Source organism: Nocardioides sp. CCNWLW239 (genome assembly GCF_037137035.1).
Taxonomy (GTDB): domain Bacteria; phylum Actinomycetota; class Actinomycetes; order Propionibacteriales; family Nocardioidaceae; genus Nocardioides.
Genome location: NZ_JBBBNW010000007.1, coordinates 26,502 through 46,310, shown reverse-complemented (window position 1 = coordinate 46,310; position 19,809 = coordinate 26,502). Strand labels below are relative to the sequence as shown.

General features: G+C 68.4%; 18 protein-coding genes. 14 read left to right on the top strand and 4 right to left on the bottom strand.

Translation table 11 applies throughout. The features are described from left to right. Positions 1–51: 51 nt before the first annotated feature. The 7 genes from atpA (at position 52) to WBG06_RS22465 (ending at position 6,875) form a co-directional block, all read left to right on the top strand. Positions 52–1,692, top strand: a complete 1,641-nt coding sequence (gene atpA / locus WBG06_RS22495; RefSeq protein WP_336739438.1) for a F0F1 ATP synthase subunit alpha — start codon at positions 52–54, stop codon at positions 1,690–1,692. A gap of 3 nt (positions 1,693–1,695) precedes the next feature. Further along, a complete protein-coding gene (locus tag WBG06_RS22490; protein ID WP_160027750.1) occupies positions 1,696–2,622 on the top strand; it encodes a F0F1 ATP synthase subunit gamma in 927 nt (308 codons plus the stop codon). 26 nt (positions 2,623–2,648) lie between these two features. Beyond that, on the top strand, positions 2,649–4,085 hold the full coding sequence (atpD, locus tag WBG06_RS22485; RefSeq protein ID WP_336739435.1) for a F0F1 ATP synthase subunit beta: 1,437 nt from the start codon (positions 2,649–2,651) through the stop codon (positions 4,083–4,085). Continuing rightward, positions 4,085–4,477: a F0F1 ATP synthase subunit epsilon gene (locus tag WBG06_RS22480; RefSeq protein ID WP_336739433.1), complete on the top strand. Its 393-nt coding sequence runs from the start codon at positions 4,085–4,087 to the stop codon at positions 4,475–4,477. Before atpD ends, WBG06_RS22480 begins: the two co-directional genes overlap by 1 nt. 51 nt (positions 4,478–4,528) lie before the next feature. Further along, positions 4,529–4,945: a DUF2550 domain-containing protein gene (locus WBG06_RS22475; RefSeq protein WP_336739783.1), complete on the top strand. Its 417-nt coding sequence runs from the start codon at positions 4,529–4,531 to the stop codon at positions 4,943–4,945. A 134-nt stretch (positions 4,946–5,079) separates the two neighbouring features. Continuing rightward, on the top strand, positions 5,080–5,658 hold the full coding sequence (locus WBG06_RS22470; protein WP_336739431.1) for a DUF1707 and DUF4870 domain-containing protein: 579 nt from the start codon (positions 5,080–5,082) through the stop codon (positions 5,656–5,658). Positions 5,659–5,714: 56 nt separating this feature from the next. After that, positions 5,715–6,875 carry an MFS transporter gene (locus WBG06_RS22465; RefSeq protein ID WP_336739429.1) on the top strand — a complete coding sequence of 387 codons (1,161 nt, stop codon included), beginning with the start codon at positions 5,715–5,717 and terminating at the stop codon, positions 6,873–6,875. Positions 6,876–7,011: 136 nt separating this feature from the next. Here WBG06_RS22465 and WBG06_RS22460 read toward each other — a convergent pair whose 3' ends face one another. Then, complete coding sequence (locus WBG06_RS22460) at positions 7,012–10,182, bottom strand: DEAD/DEAH box helicase (protein WP_336739427.1); 3,171 nt, start codon at positions 10,180–10,182, stop codon at positions 7,012–7,014. A gap of 375 nt (positions 10,183–10,557) precedes the next feature. Here WBG06_RS22460 and WBG06_RS22455 point away from each other — a divergent pair, with 375 nt between their 5' ends. Further along, complete coding sequence (locus WBG06_RS22455) at positions 10,558–11,553, top strand: helix-turn-helix domain-containing protein (RefSeq protein ID WP_336739425.1); 996 nt, start codon at positions 10,558–10,560, stop codon at positions 11,551–11,553. Positions 11,554–11,572: 19 nt separating this feature from the next. Here the strand turns inward: WBG06_RS22455 and WBG06_RS22450 are convergent, their stop codons facing one another. Further along, positions 11,573–12,148, bottom strand: coding sequence for a cob(I)yrinic acid a,c-diamide adenosyltransferase (locus WBG06_RS22450; RefSeq protein WP_336739423.1), 576 nt, complete (start codon positions 12,146–12,148; stop codon positions 11,573–11,575). 180 nt (positions 12,149–12,328) lie between these two features. Between WBG06_RS22450 and WBG06_RS22445 the strand changes: the two genes are divergently transcribed. The 5 genes from WBG06_RS22445 to WBG06_RS22425 all read left to right on the top strand — a co-directional run bounded on the left by WBG06_RS22445 (position 12,329) and on the right by WBG06_RS22425 (position 17,471). Then, positions 12,329–12,637 (top strand): STAS domain-containing protein, encoded by a 309-nt coding sequence (locus tag WBG06_RS22445; RefSeq protein ID WP_336739422.1) that lies wholly within the window; start codon positions 12,329–12,331, stop codon positions 12,635–12,637. A gap of 83 nt (positions 12,638–12,720) precedes the next feature. Continuing rightward, positions 12,721–14,748 (top strand): protein meaA, encoded by a 2,028-nt coding sequence (locus tag WBG06_RS22440; protein ID WP_336739420.1) that lies wholly within the window; start codon positions 12,721–12,723, stop codon positions 14,746–14,748. Positions 14,749–14,870: 122 nt separating this feature from the next. Continuing rightward, positions 14,871–15,299 (top strand): DUF6069 family protein, encoded by a 429-nt coding sequence (locus WBG06_RS22435; protein WP_336739419.1) that lies wholly within the window; start codon positions 14,871–14,873, stop codon positions 15,297–15,299. An 81-nt stretch (positions 15,300–15,380) separates the two neighbouring features. Further along, positions 15,381–15,557 (top strand): hypothetical protein, encoded by a 177-nt coding sequence (locus tag WBG06_RS22430; RefSeq protein ID WP_008362162.1) that lies wholly within the window; start codon positions 15,381–15,383, stop codon positions 15,555–15,557. Between the two features lie 90 nt (positions 15,558–15,647). After that, the gene (locus WBG06_RS22425; protein WP_336739416.1) at positions 15,648–17,471 is read left to right on the top strand and encodes a bifunctional metallophosphatase/5'-nucleotidase; all 1,824 of its coding nucleotides are present in this window, start codon (positions 15,648–15,650) and stop codon (positions 17,469–17,471) included. A gap of 20 nt (positions 17,472–17,491) precedes the next feature. On the opposite strand, the gene WBG06_RS22420 is transcribed toward WBG06_RS22425, so the two are convergent. Beyond that, a complete protein-coding gene (locus WBG06_RS22420; RefSeq protein WP_336739414.1) occupies positions 17,492–17,740 on the bottom strand; it encodes a hypothetical protein in 249 nt (82 codons plus the stop codon). Positions 17,741–17,829: 89 nt separating this feature from the next. Then, on the bottom strand, positions 17,830–18,504 hold the full coding sequence (gene nucS, locus WBG06_RS22415) for an endonuclease NucS (protein WP_336739412.1): 675 nt from the start codon (positions 18,502–18,504) through the stop codon (positions 17,830–17,832). Positions 18,505–18,592: 88 nt separating this feature from the next. Here nucS and WBG06_RS22410 point away from each other — a divergent pair, with 88 nt between their 5' ends. Further along, positions 18,593–19,774, top strand: a complete 1,182-nt coding sequence (locus WBG06_RS22410; RefSeq protein WP_336739411.1) for a 3-hydroxyacyl-CoA dehydrogenase family protein — start codon at positions 18,593–18,595, stop codon at positions 19,772–19,774. Positions 19,775–19,809 lie beyond the last annotated feature (35 nt).

Below are 19,809 nucleotides of genomic sequence, written 5' to 3'. Positions count from 1 at the left end.
TGACCCCTGTGTGACACAGACTTCGACGTAAGAACGAGAGAGAAGGCAGAGATGACGGAGCTCACCATCCGTCCCGACGAGATCAGGGACGCGCTGGCAAAGTACGTCGCGGACTACAAGCCCGAGGCGGCGAAGACCGAGGAGGTCGGCACTGTCGCGCGGACCGCTGACGGCATCGCCCAGGTCTCGGGCCTGCCCTCGGCCATGGCGAACGAGCTCCTCGAGTTCGAGGACGGGACCCTCGGTCTCGCCCTGAACCTCGAGACCCGCGAGATCGGTGTCGTCGTCCTGGGCGACTTCGACAAGATCGAGGAGGGCCAGTCGGTCCGGCGTACGGGCGAGGTTCTCTCCGTCCCCGTCGGCGACGGCTACCTCGGCCGCGTCGTGGACCCGCTCGGCAACGCGATCGACGGCCTCGGCGACATCGAGACGGTCGGCCGCCGCGCCCTGGAGCTCCAGGCTCCGGGCGTGATGCAGCGCAAGTCGGTTCACGAGCCGCTCGCCACCGGCATCAAGGCGATCGACGCGATGACCCCGATCGGCCGTGGCCAGCGTCAGCTGATCATCGGTGACCGCGCGACCGGTAAGACCACGGTCGCGATCGACACGATCATCAACCAGAAGCAGAACTGGGACTCGGGTGACCCCGACAAGCAGGTCCGCTGCATCTACGTCGCCATCGGCCAGAAGGGCTCGACCATCGCCTCCGTGCGTGGCGCCCTCGAGGAGGCCGGCGCGCTGGAGTACACGACCATCGTGGCCGCTCCCGCCTCCGACTCCGCCGGCTTCAAGTACCTCGCCCCCTACACCGGTTCGGCCATCGGTCAGCACTGGATGTACGAGGGCAAGCACGTCCTGATCGTCTTCGACGACCTGACCAAGCAGGCCGAGGCCTACCGTGCCGTGTCGCTGCTGCTGCGCCGCCCGCCGGGCCGTGAGGCCTACCCGGGTGACGTCTTCTACCTGCACTCCCGTCTGCTGGAGCGCTGCGCGAAGCTGTCCGACGAGATGGGTGCCGGCTCGATGACCGGTCTGCCGATCATCGAGACGAAGGCCAACGACGTCTCGGCGTTCATCCCGACCAACGTCATCTCGATCACCGACGGTCAGATCTTCCTGCAGTCCGACCTGTTCGCGGCCAACCAGCGCCCGGCGATCGACGTCGGTGTCTCGGTCTCCCGCGTCGGTGGCGCGGCGATGACCAAGGCGCTCAAGGGCGTCACCGGCTCGCTCAAGGTCGACCTCGCGCAGTACCGCGCGATGGAGGCCTTCGCGATGTTCGCCTCCGACCTGGACGCGGCCTCGAAGCAGCAGCTGGCCCGCGGTCAGCGCCTGATGGCGCTGCTCAAGCAGCCGGCCTACTCGCCCTACCCGATCGACGAGATGACCGTCTCGCTGTGGCTGGGCACCACCGGCCGCCTGGACATCGTCCCGACCGAGGACGTGCTCAAGTTCGAGCAGGAGTTCCTCGACTACCTGCGCCGTTCGCACGAGGGCATCCTCGCCGCGATCCGCGAGTCGCTGAAGTTCGAGGACTCGACCGAGTCCGCGCTCAGCGGTGCGTACGACAGCTTCCTCGACCAGTTCGAGACCTCGGAGGGCGCCTCGGTCAAGCCGGGTTCCGCCAAGGAAGAGGCCCTCGCTGACGAGGACGTCGAGCAGGAGCAGATCGTCAAGCAGAAGCGGGGCTGACCCATGGCCGTGTCAGTGCGTGAACTCCGCGCGCGGATCAAGTCGACAGAGTCGATGAAGAAGATCACGCGTGCCATGGAGCTCATCGCTGCGTCCAGGATCATCAAGGCGCAGCAGCGGGCCAATGCGGCCGCGCCGTACGCCCGTGAGCTCACCCGCGCCGTCTCGGCGGTGGCGACCTACTCCAACGTGGACCACCCGCTGACCACCGAGCCGGAGGCGCCCACCCGCGCCGCCGTGCTGGTGGTCACCAGCGACCGTGGTCTGGCCGGCTCCTACTCCTCGAGCGTGCTCAAGGAGGCCGAGGGCCTGGTCGAGAAGCTCAAGGCCGAGGGCAAGGAGGTCGACCTCTACGTCACCGGACGTAAGGCGGAGGCCTTCTACAAGTTCCGTGGCCGTTCCGTGGCGCAGGCCTGGACCGGCTTCTCCGACCGTCCGGAGTACGACGCGGCCAAGGAGATCGGCGAGAAGCTGATCGAGGTCTTCGTCGAGGGCACCGAGGCCGAGAAGGCCGCCGCTCCCGGCGTCGACGAGGTCCACGTGGTCTACACGCGGTTCATCACCATGATGACGCAGAAGCCCACGGCCGTACGTCTGCTGCCTCTGGAGGTCGTGGAGGGCACCGAGGCTCCGGCCGAGGGCGATGTCCTGCCGCTCTACGAGTTCGAGCCGTCGGCCGAGGCCGTGCTCGACTCGCTGCTCCCGCAGTACGTCGTGAGCCGGATCTGGTTCGCGCTGCTGCAGGCGGCCGCCTCCGAGCTGGCCCAGCGTCAGAAGGCGATGAAGTCGGCCACCGACAACGCCGACGAGCTCATCAAGAAGTTCACCCGGGTTGCCAACCAGGCTCGCCAGGCCGGCATCACCCAGGAGATCAGCGAGATCGTCGGTGGCGTGAACGCGCTGGCCGACGCCCAGGCTGCGAACGACTGAGAACCCACAGAAAGACTGACTAGAAAATGACCGCACAGGTTGACGAGAAGACCACGACGGGCCGCATCGCCCGCGTGATCGGCCCGGTCGTCGACGTGGAGTTCCCCGTCGACGCCATGCCGGACATCTACAACAAGCTCGAGGTCGAGGTCACCGTCAACGGTGAGACCTCCGTCCTGCCGCTCGAGGTGGCCCAGCACATCGGTGACGGCATGGTCCGCGCGATCTCGCTGAAGCCGACCGACGGCGTCGTCCGCGGTGCCACCGTGACCGACACCGGCGCCCCGATCACCGTGCCGGTGGGTGACGTCACCCTCGGCCACGTGTTCAACGCGACCGGTGACATCCTCGACGTCGACCCGTCGACGGTCGAGGTCAAGGAGCGCTGGGGCATCCACCGCAAGGCTCCGGCCTTCGACCAGCTCGAGTCCAAGACCCAGATGTTCGAGACGGGCATCAAGGTCATCGACCTCCTCACCCCCTACGTGACCGGTGGAAAGATCGGCCTCTTCGGTGGTGCGGGCGTCGGCAAGACCGTCCTCATCCAGGAGATGATCGCCCGAGTCGCCAAGAACCACGGTGGTGTCTCCGTGTTCGCCGGTGTCGGCGAGCGCACCCGTGAGGGCAACGACCTCATCCACGAGATGCAGGAGGCCGGCGTCTACGACAAGGTCGCCCTGACCTTCGGTCAGATGGACGAGCCGCCGGGCACGCGTCTGCGCGTGGCTCTCTCGGCGCTGACGATGGCGGAGTACTTCCGTGACGTCCAGGGCCAGGACGTGCTGCTGTTCATCGACAACATCTTCCGGTTCACCCAGGCGGGCTCGGAGGTCTCCACCCTGCTGGGTCGGATGCCGTCCGCGGTGGGCTACCAGCCCAACCTCGCCGACGAGATGGGTCTGCTGCAGGAGCGGATCACCTCGACGCGTGGTCACTCGATCACCTCGATGCAGGCGATCTACGTGCCGGCCGACGACTACACCGACCCGGCTCCGGCTACCACGTTCGCCCACCTGGACGCGACCACCGAGCTCTCCCGCGAGATCGCGTCGCTGGGTATCTACCCGGCCGTGGACCCGCTGACCTCGACGTCGCGGATCCTGGACCCGCAGTACATCGGTCGGGACCACTACGACTGCGCCGTCCGCGTGAAGCAGATCCTGCAGCGCAACAAGGAGCTCCAGGACATCATCGCGATTCTGGGTGTCGACGAGCTCTCCGAGGAAGACAAGATCATCGTCTCCCGCGCTCGCCGGATCCAGCGGTTCCTCTCGCAGAACACCTACGTTGCCAAGCAGTTCACCGGCATCGAGGGCTCGACGGTTCCGGTCAAGGACACCATCGAGGCGTTCAACAAGATCGCCGATGGTGAGTACGACCACGTCGCCGAGCAGGCGTTCTTCATGTGCGGTGGCCTCGACGACGTCGAGGCGAAGTGGGCCGAGATCCAGAAGAGCCTCTGATGGCGGACGCACTTCAGGTGGAGCTCGTCGCTGCAGACCGTGTGGTCTGGAGCGGCGGGGCCACCATGGTCATCGCCCGAACGGTCGACGGTGATGTCGGTGTCCTGCGCGGTCACGCGCCGGTGCTGTCGGCACTCACCGAAGCGGTCGTGGAGATCACCCCGGAGGAGGGCACCGAGGTCATCGCGACCGTCGACGGTGGCTTCCTCTCGGTGGCCAACGACCGCGTCTCGATCCTGTCCGAGTACGTGCTGCTGGCCAACGAGATCGACCTCGACCAGGCTCAGGTCGACCTCGAGGAAGCCCGTCGCCTGCTCGGCACCAACAACGACGCCGAGAAGCGCATCCGTCACGCCGAGGCACGCATCCGCGCTGTCGAGAAGGCCTCATAGGGGAAGAGGGGCGATACCCGGATGGCATGGTGGGAGCTGCTCTTGGCCGTTGTGGCCGCGTTGCTTCTGCTTGTCCTCGCCTATGGCATCGGGATCGCCGTACGCCGCCGTCTGCTCGAGCGCAACGGCGGCGTCTTCGAACTGAGCCACCGCGTCCGGGACACCAAGCCCGGGCGCGGTTGGATCATCGGTATCGGCCGCTACTCCGGGGATGCGCAGCTGGAGTGGTTCCGGATCTTCTCGCTCTCGCCCAAGCCCAAACGGGTCTGGCGCCGGGTCGAGCTCAGCTACGTCTCCAGCCGTTCCCCTGAGGGGATCGAGGAGCTGGTCCTCTACCCCGAGAGCCTGATCGTGACCTGCGAGGTCAACGGTGAACTGATCGACCTGGCGATGGACCAGCAGACTCTCATCGGCTTCCAGGCCTGGCTCGAGTCCCGCCCGATCCGGTCCAACTGGACCGTCTTCTGAGCCTCTGCGCTCTCCCTCCGACCGGCTCCGGCACAACACCGGGGTCGGTCGGTTCGCTTTCGGGGGATTCCCTGATTGTCCGGAGGCCCGCGGAGGCGGATGGTTGAGGTATGTCCTCAACCGCTCCCACTCCCATGAATCCCACCCCGTCGGCGTCGCCGGCCGGCGACGAGCTTCGATGCACCGACGCCGATCGCGACCGGGTGATCGACGTCCTGAAGTCCGCTTACGCCGACGGCCGGCTCGATCAGGCCGAGTTCGACGTCCGGTTCGACCTGACCATGAGGTCGAAGACGTACGCCGCCCTCGAGCCGATCACCCGCGACCTGGTCGCGCAGCCGGCCCCGGCACCGTCGATGGCGAAGCCCGCCCGTGATCTGCTGCCGCCGCCGACCACCGAGGAGCGGCTGCTGGCCGCTCTCGCCCAGGCCACGACCTGGGTGCCCGTCGTCGTCGGACCCGCGATCCTCTACTACACCGTCGGCAAGCGTTCCGAGTTCGTGAAGCACCACGCTGCCGGTGCGCTCAACCTGCAGCTGACCCTGCTCGCCGTCACGATCGTGACCTTCGGTCTCGGTGGCGCGCTCTACGGGATCGCCTGGGTCCTGGCGACCGCCTTCGCCGTCATCGCGCTCGCCGGCGCCCCGCTGCGCCAGCCGTGGGTGCTGCCGATCTTCGGCCGCGGCGGTCCGTACGAGAAGAAGCGCGACTGATCCGCCGGTGCGGAGCCCGCCCCGGGAGGGCATCGAGGGGCCACTAGCCTGTGCGCGTGACACCTCTTTACCGTGCCCAAGCCGGATCGGTGGTGGCGTTCGCCACCAACGGGCTGTTGTCGGCGACCTTCATCTCCCGCATCCCGGCACTGCGCGAGAGCCTCGACCTGAACAACTCGGCCATAGGCCTGATGCTGTTGGCGATGGGCATCGGCTCGGTCACCGCGCTGCCGCTGGCCGGTGGCCTGGTTATGCGCTGGGGCGCCGCCCGCGTCGTACGCAGCTGCGCGATCCTCTGCACGGCCGCTCTCACCCTGGTGGCGATCTCGGGCAGCTGGCTGGAACAGGTCTGGCTCGTCGGGCTGTTCCTGGTGGCGTACGGCGTCGGCTATGGCATCTGGGACGTCGCCATGAACGTCGAGGGGGCTGCGGTCGAGCGGCTCGGTGGCAAGACGCTGATGCCGCAGCTGCACGCGATGTGGAGCGTCGGCACCGTGCTGGGTGGAGTGCTCGGGATCGCGCTGGTCGGCACGTTGCCGACGGTGTGGCACATCGCCGCGGTCGCCGCCGTCGTGCTGGCGATCTGCTGGTGGGGCACCGCCGGCTTCCTGCCGGCCGAGCCGCCCCGAGAGGGGCACTCACCGCGCCGCGAGCTGCTCGCCGCGTGGCGCTCGCCCCACACGCTGCTGCTGGGGCTGATGGTCCTCGCGTTCGGTGCTGCCGAGGGGAGCGCGAACGACTGGGTCGCCCTGGCGATGATCGACGGGTACGACGTGAGCCAGCGGCTGGGAGTGGCCTGCTACGCGGTGTTCGTCTTCTGCATGAGCCTCGCCCGTTTCGCGGGAGCCAAGATCATCGACCGGGTGGGTCGCCAGCCGGTCCTGATCACCTCCGCAGCGCTCGCCGGCACGGGGATCGTGCTGGCGGTGTTCGCAGGCTCCTTCGGCGTCGCGCTGGTGGGCGTCGTCCTGTGGGGCTTCGGCGCCGCCCTCGGCTTTCCGCTGGGGATCAGCATCGCTGCCGACGACGAGACCCGGGCCGCTGCTCGCGTCTCGGTGGTCTCCACGCTGGCCTACGGTGCCTTCCTGGGCTTCCCGCCGATCCTGGGGGCTGTAGGAGACCAGATCGGCACCCTCAGGTCACTCCTGCTCGTCGCGGTCCTCATGCTGCCCGCGGCAGCGCTGGCGGCGACGGTGGCGCGGCGGCGGGACGTGTAACACGCTGTTCGTAGCACTATCCGGTCGGTCATTTTAGGGCGAGTAGTACTACGAACAGCGTGTTACAGGGGAGCGGCGCGCCCAGTCCGCGCGTTGGAACGAGCCGACTCGGCTACCGCGCGACGGGCTGCCCGCTCTAGTCGAAGAGGGCGCGGATGTCGTCGGCGCCGATGGTGGAGCCCATCGCACCTTCACCGTCGACGACCTTCGCGAAGAGCTCGGCCTTGCGCTCCTTGAGCTCCATGACCTTCTCCTCGATCGTGTCGGTCGAGACGAGGCGGTAGACCATGACGTGCTGGGTCTGACCGATGCGGTGGGCACGGTCGACGGCCTGGGCCTCGGCAGCGGGGTTCCACCACGGGTCGAGCACGAAGACGTAGTCGGCCTCGGTCAGGGTCAGGCCGACACCTCCCGCCTTCAACGAGATCAGGAAGACCGGGGCGTCACCGTCGCGGAAGCTCTCGATCACCGCGCCCCGGTCGCGGGTCGAGCCGTCGAGGTAGGCGGCGTCGATGCCGGCCTCGGCGAGCCGGGTGCGCGCACGGCCGAGGAACGAGGTGAACTGGCTGAACACGAGTGCCTTGTGGCCTTCGGCGGCGAGCTCCTCGATGTGGTCGACGAGCGTCTCGAGCTTGGCCGAGCCCACGTGGTCGTCCTCGGGGTCGACCAGACCGGGGTCGAGCGAGAGCTGGCGCAGCCTGGTCAGCGCGCTGAGGATCGCGACCCGGTTGTCGTTGAAGTCGTCGAGCAGGTGCAGGATCCGCTGCCGCTCCCTGGCCAGGTGGGCGTCGTAGATCTTGCGGTGGGCCGGGTTGAGGTCGACGCCGAGCACCTGCTCCTGCTTGGGCGGCAGGTCGTCGGCGACGAGCTCCTTCGTACGCCGCAGCAGGAACGGGCGCAACCGGGTGCGGAACCGGCGCAGGGCGGCGTCATCACCCGACTTCTCCACGGGCGAGACCACCGTGTCGCGGAACATCCGCGGGCTGGGGTAGAGGCCCGGCGCCGTGATCGAGAGCAGCGCCCACAGCTCCATCAGCCGGTTCTCGAACGGTGTGCCGGTCACCGCGAGGCGCCAGCGGGCGTCGATGCGGCGGGCCGCAGCGTACGTCTTGGACTGGTGGTTCTTGACCTGCTGCGCCTCGTCGAGGACGAGGCCGGCCCAGGGACGCCCGGCGAAGGCGTCCTGCTCGAGACGCAGGATGGCATAGGTCGTGACGACGACGTCGGCATCCTCGCGGGCCTCGGCCACGGAGTCGACCCGCTTGCTCACCGTGTTCACCCGGAGGCCGGGAGTGTGGCGGCGGGCCTCCTGGACCCAGGCCGGTACGACCGAGGTGGGCGCCACCACGAGATACGGCGCGCGCGGGCCCGGCTGCGCGTGCACGGCGTGGGAGATCGTGGCCAGCACCTGGAGCGTCTTGCCCAGACCCATGTCGTCGGCGAGGATCCCGCCGAGACCTTGGTCGTGCAGGAACGCCAGCCAGTGGAAGCCGTCGAGCTGGTAGTGCCGCAGCTCGGTCGCCAGCCCCGTGGGCGAGGGACGCGGGATCTCGCGCAGGTCGCGCAGCGCCTGCGCCCGCTGGACCCACTCGGCAGCCTGCTGGTCGACGACGCCCAGCTCGGCGAGCTCGGCCCAGATGCCGAGGTCGTGCTTGCCGACCGCGAGCCCGTCACCGCTGCGTTCATGGAGCTGTCCGGCGGCCTCGACGACGTTGCGCAGCCGATCCAGCTCCGGGCGGTCGGTGGTGATGTAGGTGCCGCTGGGGAGGATGAGGTGGTCGTCGCCGCGGGTCAGTGCCGAGAGTACGTCGGGCAGCGGGACGGCCTCGCCGCCGATCCGGATCACGACCTGCAGGTCGAGCCAGTCCTGGCCGCCTGCGACGGCGTCGTCGGGCGAGGTGACCTCGAAGGAGATCTCCGGGTCCTCGTCGGTCTCGCGGAAGTCGGGCCGTTCCACCTCGGTGACCTCGACCCCGTCGATCTCGCGCAGCGCGGGAAGGTCGTGGATGGCGAGCGCGAGCGCATCGCCGTCACGCACCTCCTGCTTGCGGAGCAGCTCGGCGGAGACGAGTCCACGAAGCGTTGCCTCCGCCGCAGGGTCGCGGACCAGACCGAGGTCCTCGCGGGAGTCCACCGGGTAGTGACGTACGCCGTAGGCCCATGTCCAGCCGAGCGTGGCATGCGTCGAGCTGCGCCAGGTGACCGTGAGGCTCAGTCGCGGTGCAGGCGGTTCGGGGATGTCGAGCGAGCCGTCGGCGGACCGCAGCGGAACCAGGCGGGCCAAGGGGCCCAGCAGGGCGCTCAGCGTGCCGATCTCGGGTTCGGGGACGACGAGCGGTTCTCGGGCGGTCACCAGCCGGTGTGCGTGCGTCGACAGTGGCCCCGACAGCTCGCCGAGGTGCAGCACCCCGGCATCGAGCACGCCCACGGCGCGGGGTGGGCGCCCGATCGGGAGCACCGTCGGACCGGCGTAGACCCGCTCGCCCTGGGCCAGGCCGAAACGGAGGACGGCTTCGCCGTCCTCGCGCCGCAGCTCGCCGGCGAGCGAGAGCGGCTCGTCGAAGATCACCACGCCACGCACGTTCTCGCCGGGCAGGATGGTCACCCCGCCACGGACCGCGTCGCGGAGCAGGCTGATCGCGTGCTCGCCGAAGTCGGCGAGGCCGAGCGAGGAGCCGCGGGCGTAGAGCAGCCGGTCCGGCCGCAGCTGGCGGGCGAGCTCCTGCAGCGGGAGCAGCTGGCTGCGCGGGAAGTCCTTGCCGGGCTGTGCGTTGGGGATGTTGGCCCAGTCGGCGCCGGTCTTCGCCCAGCGCTCCCGGTTGCCCATCCGCATCGGCCGGAGCTCGACGGTGGGGGAGCCCGCCACCGCCGACCGCGGGCTGTGCACGTCGATCTCGAGCGCCAGCGCGGGCAGGTCGTCCTCGGGCTTGTTGTCCTCGGCGAGCTGGCCCAGCAGCGTACGCAGCTCCGTCTCCCACGACGGGCCGGTCGCCGTCGCCTTCGTGCCGGAGCCGGCGAGGACGAGGCACAGGGCGACCCCGTGCTTGCAGTTGTTGCGCACCGGGCAGGTGCACGAGGTCGTCAGCCTGGTGACGCCGTTCGTGGACTGCAGGTGGAGGGTGACGCGGTAGGGGGCCGGGCTGGTGCCGCTGACCTCAGCGGCCGCTCGCAGCGTGCCGTTGCCGTCCTCGGTGACCCGGGGCTCACTGACCCGGCCATCGGCCGCGTAGCCCTCGCCGCGCTGGATCGTCGGGGGGTCGAAGGTCTCGCGGAGGAGGTCGTTCGTGAGAGCTTCGAGCGAGGGCACCCGATCTATTCTTCCAGCATGAGGGCGGTTCTGCGACTTCGTGGACGCTCGTGGTGAGGCGCCTCTCGTTCGTTGCGGTCGCACTGGTCTAGACCACCAGGGTGTGACGACGCCCGTTCAGTGCATTCATCGGGTTGCATAGCCGGACGCCCCTCGCGGGCGCCGCGCAACCGAATCCGAACCCGCCGCGGGCGATTCCTCGCGTAAAAGAAAAGCCACCTCGATCCGAGCGGGGGGATCCGGACCGAGGTGGCGATGAATACTTTCGGCCAAGTTGCCGGTGAATGCAAGTCGAACCGCTATGGCGGGAATATGACGTGTCGTATATCTGCCATGATGTCCCTCGTTCTTCCCCTGCCAAGAAAGGCATCTCGGATGCTCGATGCGCTCGGTCTCGACAACCTCGAGGAGTCCGTCTACCGCCATCTGGTCGGAGCTCCGTCGGCGAATCTCGAGGAGCTGGCCCAGGCGGCCGAGCTGGACACCTACGCAGTCGCCGCAGTGCTGGCCACGCTGGAAGGGAAAGGTCTGGTCGCCCGGGCCTCGGCGGGCCAGGACCGCTACGTCGCCTCTCCGCCGGCGGTTGCGCTCGGGGCGCTGCTCGTCCAGCGCCAGGACGAGCTGCGCCGCGCGCAGGTCGAGATGACCGAGCTCGCGGGCCTCTATCGCGGCTCGGTCGCTCGTCGTGACGTCGCCGACGTCGTCGACGTCGTGCACGGCACCGAGGCGATCGCCCAGCGGTTCGCCCAGCTGCAGTACTCGGCCAAGAAGTGCATCCAGGCCCTGCAGAAGCCACAGGCCGCCGTCGTCACCCGGGAGGACGCCGACGAGGCCGAGCGGGCCGCGCTCGAGCGCGGGGTCCGCCACGACATCGTGCTCGAGCGCTCCGTCTTCGACACCCCCGGCATCTACGAGACCATCGACTCCGGGCTCGAGATCGGGATCGAGCTGCGGGTCGTGCCGACCGTGCCGCTGCGCGCCTTCATCGTCGACCGCGAGATCGCCCTGATCCCGCTGATGCAGAGTTCGTCGGAATCAGGCGATCGCCAGACCGTCCAGGACGCGTTGCTCCTCCACCCCAGCGGTCTGCTCGACGCGATCCTCGCCCTCTTCGACCTGATCTGGGCCTCGGCGCCCAAGCTGGTCGCCACCCCGGAGGGCACGGTCGCGACGGCGCCCGATCGTCTCGAGCCGCTGGACACCAAGGTGCTCTCGCTGCTGCTCGCCGGCCTGACCGACGCCTCCATCGGTGCGCAGCTCGGGCTGTCGCTGCGTACGGTCCAACGGCGGGTGCGCCAGATGATGGACCGCGCGCAGGTCGACACCCGCCTCCAGCTCGGCTACGAGGCGGGACGCCGCGGCTGGCTGTGACGCGCGCCCTGCGCGTCGCCTAGCCGCGCTCGCCGCCCGGCACCCACAGCACGTCGCCCTGCTCGCGGTTGGCGTGCCGGGCGAGGATGAAGAGCAGGTCGCTGAGGCGGTTGAGGTAGGTCAGCGCGAGCTTGTTCATGGTCTCGCCGTGGACCGCGTACGCAGCCCAGGCCGCCCGCTCGGCACGACGCGCGACGGTGCGGGCCACGTGCAGGTGGGCAGCGGCGACGGTGCCGCCGGAGAGGATGAACGAGCGGAGCTTCTCGAGGGGCTCGTTGTAGGCGTCGCACCACGCCTCGAGCCGGTCGATGTAGGCCTGCTCGACGCGCAGCGGCGGATACTCGGGGTCGGGGACCACCGGGGTCGAGAGGTCGGCACCGACGTCGAAGAGGTCGTTCTGGATCGTCGTCAGGACCTTGACGACGTCCTCGTCGATGCCGCCGTGGGCCAGGGCGACACCGATCGCGGCCCCGGCCTCGTCGGTGGTCGCGTACGCCTCCAGCCGCGGGTCGGTCTTGGCGGTCAGGCTCATGTCGCCGAGCCGGGTCTCACCGGCGTCGCCGGTGCGGGTGTAGATACGCGTCAGGTTGACCATGCGCTGAGCCTATGCGGGCGGGCCACCTCTGCGCGCATGGTCAAATGACAGAAAATTGTGACAAAAGTGACTAATGAGGCGGTTGAGGTGCAACCAATCCGATCAGCCGCGCGTCATAGTGGGCGAGAGGGAGCGTCATCTTCTGTGTAGGGCAACCCACTTCCGGGGATGGAGGCAGGCATGGAGATCGTGATCGACGGGCCGACGCTGGTACTGAGTGGAGACTTCGACGTACGCAGCACCTGGATGGCACGCAGTGTCATCTACGACCACCTCGACTCGGTGGAGGGTGATGTCGTTCTCGATGTCTCCGGCGTGGGCAGTGCCGACGTGACCGCGCTGAAGCTGCTCGCCGTCGCGACCCGGCAGGCGCACTCCGAGGGTCGCCACCTCACCCTGCACGGCTGCACTCCCGCGGTGCGCCGCATGCTGCATCTGTCCAGGCTCTATCGTGTCCTCGAGGTGGAGAACTCCCCGCTCATCGCGTAGTCGGTAAAGAGCGGGGCGATGAGTGACATCTTCCACACCGGAGCCGGTTACTGAGCGGTAACCGAGGGGCTAGCATGCCTCTTATGACGGACACCACGCCTTCCGAGCAGAGCCGCCCGGCGAAGGATCGCTCCTGGCTGATGCGCACGTACGCCGGCCACTCGACCGCCGAGGCGTCCAACCAGCTCTATCGCAACAACCTCGCCAAGGGCCAGACCGGCCTCTCGGTCGCCTTCGACCTGCCCACGCAGACCGGCTACGACCCCGACAGCGTTCTCGCGCGCGGCGAGGTCGGCAAGGTGGGTGTGCCGATCATGCACATGGGGGAGATGCGCAAGCTCTTCGACCAGATCCCCCTCACCGAGTTGAACACCTCGATGACGATCAATGCGACCGCCATGTGGCTGCTCGCGATGTATCAGGTCGCCGCCGAGGAGCAGAACCCCGGGATGGACCCGGCCGAGGTGGCCGCCAAGCTGGCCGGCACCACGCAGAACGACATCATCAAGGAATACCTCTCCCGGGGGACGTACGTCTTCCCTCCGGAGCACTCCCTGCGGCTGATCAGCGACATGATCGCCTACACCGTCCACCAGATCCCGAAGTGGAACCCGATCAACATCTGCAGCTACCACCTGCAGGAGGCCGGGGCAACGCCGGTGCAGGAGATCGCCTACTCGATGTGCACCGCCATCTCGGTGCTCGACGCGGTCAAGGCCTCCGGCCAGGTCTCCGAGGAGGACTTCGGCAAGGTCGTCGGCCGGATCTCGTTCTTCGTCAACGCCGGCGTCCGGTTCGTCGAGGAGATGTGCAAGATGCGCGCCTTCGTCGAGCTGTGGGACGAGATCACCCGCGAGCGCTACGGCGTCGAGGACCCGAAGATGCGCCGGTTCCGCTACGGCGTACAGGTCAACTCCCTCGGCCTGACCGAGGCGCAGCCCGAGAACAACGTCCAGCGCATCGTGCTGGAGATGCTCGCGGTGACGCTGTCCAAGAACGCGCGTGCCCGCGCGGTGCAGCTGCCCGCCTGGAACGAGGCGCTCGGCCTGCCGCGCCCGTGGGACCAGCAGTGGTCGCTGCGCCTGCAGCAGGTGCTGGCCTACGAGTCCGATCTGCTCGAGTACGACGACCTCTTCGACGGCTCACCGGTCGTCGAGGCCAAGGTGGCCGAGCTCGTCGCGGGTGCCAAGGAGGAGATCGACCGGGTCCAGGCCATGGGCGGCGCGATCGCCGCGGTGGACAGCGGCTACATGAAGTCCGAGCTGGTCTCCTCGCACGCGCGCCGCCGTGCCGCCATCGAGTCCGGCGAGGAGATCATCGTCGGGGTCAACAAGTTCACCACGACCGAGCCGAGCCCGCTGACCGCCGACCTGGACGCCGCGATCATGGTGGCCGACCCCCGCGCCGAGGAGGCCGCCAAGGCCTCGCTCGAGGCGTGGAAGGCATCCCGGGACGAGGCCGCGGTCACCGAGGCGCTGGCCGCGCTGGCCGCCGCGGCGAAGACCGACGCCAACCTGATGGAGGCCACCCTCGCCGCCGCCCGTGCGGGCGCGACCACGGGGGAGTGGGCCGGCACCCTGCGCGAGGTCTTCGGCGAGTTCCGGGCACCGACCGGCGTCTCCGGCGCCGTCGGTGCCGCGGAGGCCGGTGCCGAGCTGTCGGCCGTACGCGACCGGGTCAAGGCCACCGGCGAGGAGCTCGGCGTCAAGCTGCGCATGCTCGTCGGTAAGCCTGGTCTGGACGGTCACTCCAACGGCGCCGAGCAGGTCGCCGTCCGGGCCCGTGACGCCGGCTTCGAGGTCATCTACCAGGGCATCCGACTCACCCCGGAGCAGATCGTCGCCGCGGCGGTCGCCGAGGACGTCCACGTGGTCGGGCTGTCCATCCTCTCCGGATCGCACATGTCGCTGGTGCCGTCGGTGGTCGACGGGCTGCGCGAGGCGGGTCTGGGTGACGTACCCGTCATCGTCGGCGGCATCGTGCCCGAGTCCGACGCCAGGACCCTGATCGAGTCGGGGGTCGCGGCGGTCTACACGCCCAAGGACTTCAGTCTCACCGAGATCATGGCCGACATCGTCGAGGTCATCCGCAAGGCCAACGACCTGGCCTGAACCGGCGATCGACACGGCTCCCGAAAAAACTTCGGGAGCCGTGTCGATCCGGGGGCATGGTCATTCGTGGAGTGGGCAGAGGGAGGCGGACAGCGCCTCCCGCCAGTCCACAGGAGAACGAGATGTCCACGATCACCACCACCCAGCAGAGCGCCCTTTCCTCCGGCTCCACCCGCAGGTCGGTCTGGCTCCACGGCCTCGGCGCCACGGCAGCGGCGAGTGTCGTCGTCACCGCCCTGGCCGCGGTCGCCCTCGGGTTCGGGGTGACCTTCGAAGACCCGCACGGCGCGATCCCGATCGCCGGCTTCGCCCAGCTGACCGCCGTCTTCTCGCTCATCGGCGTCGCGATGGCCGCGGGGATGGCCCGTGTCGCCCGCCGCCCGCGACGTACGTTCGTGGTGACCACTGTCGTGCTCACCGTCGCCTCGCTCGTCCCCGACGTCACCTTCGGCTTCGACGCTGCCAGCGCGGTCGTGCTGATGGCTCTGCACCTCGTCGCCGCTGCCATCGTCATCCCCGTCCTGGCTCGTCGCCTGGCCGAGGAGCGATGAGCCGCAGCGGCGGCATCAGGGGGTGCGGCGGGCCGGTTCCAGGAACTAAGGCTCGCCTAACCCTGCTGTTAGCCTTCGGGCGTGGGTAAGAAGAGGAAGCCTCCCAAGACGGAGTGCTGCGTGTCGAAGTCGCGCTGCAAGCGGTGCCCGATCCGCATGCTCAAGGAAGGCACCCTGCCCGAGGGGATGACGGTCAAGAAGCGCCGCCTGGTGACCCTCGACGGCAAGCCGGTCAAGAAGAAGCATCTGGCCGCCTAGGCATCGTGCGTAAAAGGCGCCGCCAAGTTGCGCCCGAGGTGGTAGGAATTGCCTTGCAGTTGTTTACCTACTCGTGCAAGGACGTTACCGATGCCTCACGCCACCCGCCGCTCTGTCCTGTCCGGTGCTGTCACCGGCGCCGCGGCGCTGAGCGCTGCCGGCTACACCGCAGCCCCGGCGTACGCAGCCAAGCCCGACACCGCACGGCTGACCGTGCTCGGCACCACCGACCTGCACGGCAACGTCTTCAACTGGGACTACTACAAGAACGCCGAGTTCTCGAACAGTGCCGGCAACGAGATCGGCGTCGCCAAGGTGAAGACGCTGATCGATGCCGTCCGCGCGGAGCGGCGCGGCGAGCCGATCCTCACCATCGACGCCGGCGACACCATCCAGGGCACGCCGTTGGCCTACTACTACGCCCGGATCGACCCGATCACCCAGGGTGCGGTCCACCCGATGGCGCGGGCGATGAACCTGGTCGGCTACGACGCCGCCGCGCTGGGCAACCACGAGTTCAACTACGGCATCGACACCATCCGGAAGTTCGAGGAGCAGGTGAACTTCCCGATGCTCGGCGCCAACGCCGTCGACCCGTCGACCAAGCTGCCGGTCTTCCCGCCCTACATCATCAAGGACTACGACCTCGGCCGCGGCCGGCGCCTCCGGGTCGGTGTGCTCGGCCTGACCAACCCGGGCATCGCGATCTGGGACAAGGCCATCGTCGAGGGCAAGATGGAGTTCCCGGGACTGGTCGAGCAGGCCAAGATCTACGTGCCCGAGCTCAAGAAGGCCGGCTGCGACCTGGTCATCATCAGCGCCCACTCGGGAGCCGACACCTCCAGCTCCTACGGTGACGAGCTGCCTCCGGAGAACGCCGCCACCCTGGTCGCCGAGCAGGTGCCGGACGTCGACGCGATCCTCGTCGGCCACGCCCACCGGGAGATCACCCAGCGCTACGTCACCAACACCGCGACCGGCAAGCAGGTGCTGCTCACCGAGCCGCTCTACTGGGGCATGCGCGTCTCCGTGATGGATCTGGTCGTACGCCGGGAGAAGGGCCACGGCCGACCGCGCTGGGTCCTGGAGTCGGCGACCTCGCAGACGCTCAACTCCAACACCGTCGACGCGGATCCGGAGGTCTCGGCCGCGGTGCGTGAGCAGCACGACGTCGTGGTCTCCTACGTCAACTCCGTGGTCGGCACCTCCGCCGTGGAGATGCTCGCCGCACGGGCGGTCGTCGAGGACGTACCCATCATCGACTTCGTCAACTTCGTCCAGGCCGACGCGGTCAAGGCGGCCCTGACCGGCTCCGACGCGGAGCTGCCGGTGATCTCCATCGCGGCCCCGTTCAGCCGTGCCGCCGCGTTCCCGGCGGGGGAGGTGACCGTACGCGACGTGGCCGGTCTCTACATCTACGACAACACCCTGATGGCGGTGCGCATCACCGGCGCCCAGCTGCGCGACTACCTCGAGTTCACCGCCCGCTACTTCAAGCAGGTCAGCGGCACCGGCCCGTTCCCGATCGCGGACGTGACCAACGCGCCGACCGACACCGCACCCAACGGCACCCCGGACTACAACTACGACACGATCGCCGGGCTGGACGCGGCGCTCACCTACGACATCGACATCTCGAAGCCGGTGGGCTCGAGGATCACCGACCTCGCCTACGACGGGGTCGCGGTCGCCGAGACGCAGGAGTTCGTGCTAGCGGTCAACAACTACCGTCAGTCCGGCGGCGGAGGCTTCCCACACGTCTCGGCTGCGCCTGTCGTCTACAACCAGCAGGTCGAGATCCGGCAGCTGCTCATCGACTGGGTCACCGCCAACCAGGTCATCGACCCCGCGGCGTTCGCCTCGGTCGACTGGCGCCTGGTCTCGGGCGGCGAGCCGGTCACCATCAGCTCCTGAGCGCCGAGTCGCCTCGGCGATCAGCGTGGGTTGATCCAGTTGAGCAGCTGGCTCATCGAGATCAGCAGGTCGTCGAGGCGACGCTCCATGCTGTCCAGGCGGGCGTTGATGTTGTCCAGCGAGGCGTCGGTGCGCTCCGACCGGCTCTTGATCGCGTGAAACTCTGCCGTGTGCATCTGCTGCATCGTGAGGAGGTCGATCATGATCGCCTCGACGTCGCTCACGGACAGGCGGCCCCCAACGCCATGCCCCGAGTAATTGATGGACATGGTGTGAATCTTGTCACGCTATTTCACGCGAAACGTAAGGAAAGATGTTTCATCGACGTGAACTTGCCTGGACGTGCACCAACTGTTGATCAGAAGAGTCTCTGGGTCGGGTCGTCGAGGCCGCGGAGCGCGTCGTAGTCGACGATCGCGCAGGTGATCCCGCGGTCCTCGGCGAGAACCCGCGCCTGCGGCTTGATCGCCTGAGCGGCGAAGATGCCGCGCACGGGAGCCAGCAGCGGGTCGCGGTTGAGCAGCTCGAGATAGCGGGTCAGCTGCTCGACGCCGTCGATCTCGCCGCGCCGCTTGATCTCGACGGCGACCGACTTGCCGTCGGCGTCGCGGCACATCAGGTCGACGGGGCCGATCGCGGTCGGGTACTCGCGGCGTACGAGGGTCAGGCCCTCGCCCAGTGTCGCCGGGTGGTCGGCGAGGAGCTCCTGGAGGTGCTTCTCGACGCCGTCCTTCTGCAGGCCGGGGTCGACGCCGAGGTCGTGGGAGGACTCGTGGTGGATCTCCTCGATCAGGATGCGCAAGGTGTCATCCGTCTTGGAGGTGACCGTCCACTCGGTACGGCCGTCGTCGGACTTGCCCTCCGAGAGGGTGCAGGGCGGCGACATCCAGTTGAGGGGCTTGTAGGAGCCCCCGTCGGAGTGGACCAGCACCGATCCGTCGGCCTTGAGCATCAGCACCCTGGTGGCCATCGGGAGGTGGGCGGTGAGCCGCCCCGCGTAGTCGACCTGGCAGGTGGCAACGACGAGTCTCACCGGGAGAACGTATCGCATGGCCTCGTGTGAGCAGCGTCACGCCACCAGGGGTTACTCACGGGTAATAAATTTGGCAGTCTTCCGTCGCATGACGGTTTCGACCCAGGGTTCCATCCACGACGTGCTCGTACTGCCCTACCTCAACCATGCGATTCGCATGCTCGAGTCGGGCTACGCCACCGCCACCGACATCGACAACGCCATGCGCTTCGGCTGCGGCTATCCGCAGGGGCCGCTGGCCACCGTCGACGAGATCGGCGCGTCCGCCGTACGCGACACGCTGCTCACCCGCTTCGAGGAGACCGGCGACAACCTGCACAAGCCGGCTGACCTGCTCGTTCAGGTCGCCGACGAGTCCGGCGTGTTCGCCACGGCCGCCGGGGACCACGTGAAGGCTCCGGAGCTGCGCCACACGATCGAGAAGATCGGCGTGGTCGGCACCGGCACGATGGCCTCGGGCATCGTCCAGGTCTTCGCCCAGGCCGGGTACGACGTCGTCTTCGTCGGCCGCTCCCAGGAGAAGCTCGACGGCGTCGTCGCCGGGATCACCACGTCGCTCGACAAGGCCATCGCCAAGGGCCGCTCGGACGAGGAGACCAAGACCGCCGTGCTCGGCCGCCTGACCGGTAGCACGTCGCGTGAGGACCTCGCCGAGGCAGACCTGATCATCGAGGGCATCGCCGAGGACCTCGACATCAAGACCGAGCTCTTCCGTGACCTCGACCGGATCGCGCAGCGTGGAAATGATGGCCGCGGCGCCATCCTGGCCACGACCACCAGCTCGATGCCGATCACGGAGCTGGCCAAGGTCACCTCGCGCCCCGGCGACGTCATCGGGATGCACTTCTTCAACCCCGCGCCGGTCATGAAGCTCGTCGAGGTGGTCACCACCGACCTGACCTCGCCCGAGGTCGACGAGACCGTGCGCGCGCTGTCCGCGGCGGTCAAGAAGGTCCCGGTGTCCTGCGGCGACCGATCCGGCTTCATCGTCAACGCGCTGCTGTTCCCCTACCTCAACGACGCCGTCAAGCTGCACGAGTCCGGCGTCGCGATGGACGAGATCGACGCCGCGATCAAGGAGTCCGCCGGATTCCCGATGGGCCCCTTCGAGCTCCTCGACGTCGTCGGCAACGACGTCTCCCTGGCCATCCAGTCCGAGCTCCGCAACGAGTTCGGCGAGCCCGGCTTCGACCCCGCCGCCCTGCTGGTCCAGAAGGTCCAGGAGGGCAAGCTCGGCCGCAAGACCGGCGAGGGCTTCCACACCTACTGATCCAGCCCCAACCCAGCCCAGCCGAGGCGTCACGT

What these genes read in the sequence shown, in the direction of transcription:
- atpA (WP_336739438.1), top strand. Translation starts at nt 52, where the DNA reads ATGACGGAGCTCACCATCCGTCCCGACGAGATCAGGGACGCGCTGGCA.
- WBG06_RS22455 (WP_336739425.1), top strand. Translation starts at nt 10,558, where the DNA reads ATGCTCGATGCGCTCGGTCTCGACAACCTCGAGGAGTCCGTCTACCGC.
- WBG06_RS22410 (WP_336739411.1), top strand. Translation starts at nt 18,593, where the DNA reads ATGACGGTTTCGACCCAGGGTTCCATCCACGACGTGCTCGTACTGCCC.
- WBG06_RS22490 (WP_160027750.1), top strand. Translation starts at nt 1,696, where the DNA reads ATGGCCGTGTCAGTGCGTGAACTCCGCGCGCGGATCAAGTCGACAGAG.
- WBG06_RS22420 (WP_336739414.1), bottom strand. Translation starts at nt 17,740, where the DNA reads ATGTCCATCAATTACTCGGGGCATGGCGTTGGGGGCCGCCTGTCCGTG.
- WBG06_RS22425 (WP_336739416.1), top strand. Translation starts at nt 15,648, where the DNA reads ATGCCTCACGCCACCCGCCGCTCTGTCCTGTCCGGTGCTGTCACCGGC.
- WBG06_RS22435 (WP_336739419.1), top strand. Translation starts at nt 14,871, where the DNA reads ATGTCCACGATCACCACCACCCAGCAGAGCGCCCTTTCCTCCGGCTCC.
- WBG06_RS22450 (WP_336739423.1), bottom strand. Translation starts at nt 12,148, where the DNA reads ATGGTCAACCTGACGCGTATCTACACCCGCACCGGCGACGCCGGTGAG.
- WBG06_RS22440 (WP_336739420.1), top strand. Translation starts at nt 12,721, where the DNA reads ATGACGGACACCACGCCTTCCGAGCAGAGCCGCCCGGCGAAGGATCGC.
- atpD (WP_336739435.1), top strand. Translation starts at nt 2,649, where the DNA reads ATGACCGCACAGGTTGACGAGAAGACCACGACGGGCCGCATCGCCCGC.
- WBG06_RS22445 (WP_336739422.1), top strand. Translation starts at nt 12,329, where the DNA reads ATGGAGATCGTGATCGACGGGCCGACGCTGGTACTGAGTGGAGACTTC.
- WBG06_RS22480 (WP_336739433.1), top strand. Translation starts at nt 4,085, where the DNA reads ATGGCGGACGCACTTCAGGTGGAGCTCGTCGCTGCAGACCGTGTGGTC.
- WBG06_RS22470 (WP_336739431.1), top strand. Translation starts at nt 5,080, where the DNA reads ATGAATCCCACCCCGTCGGCGTCGCCGGCCGGCGACGAGCTTCGATGC.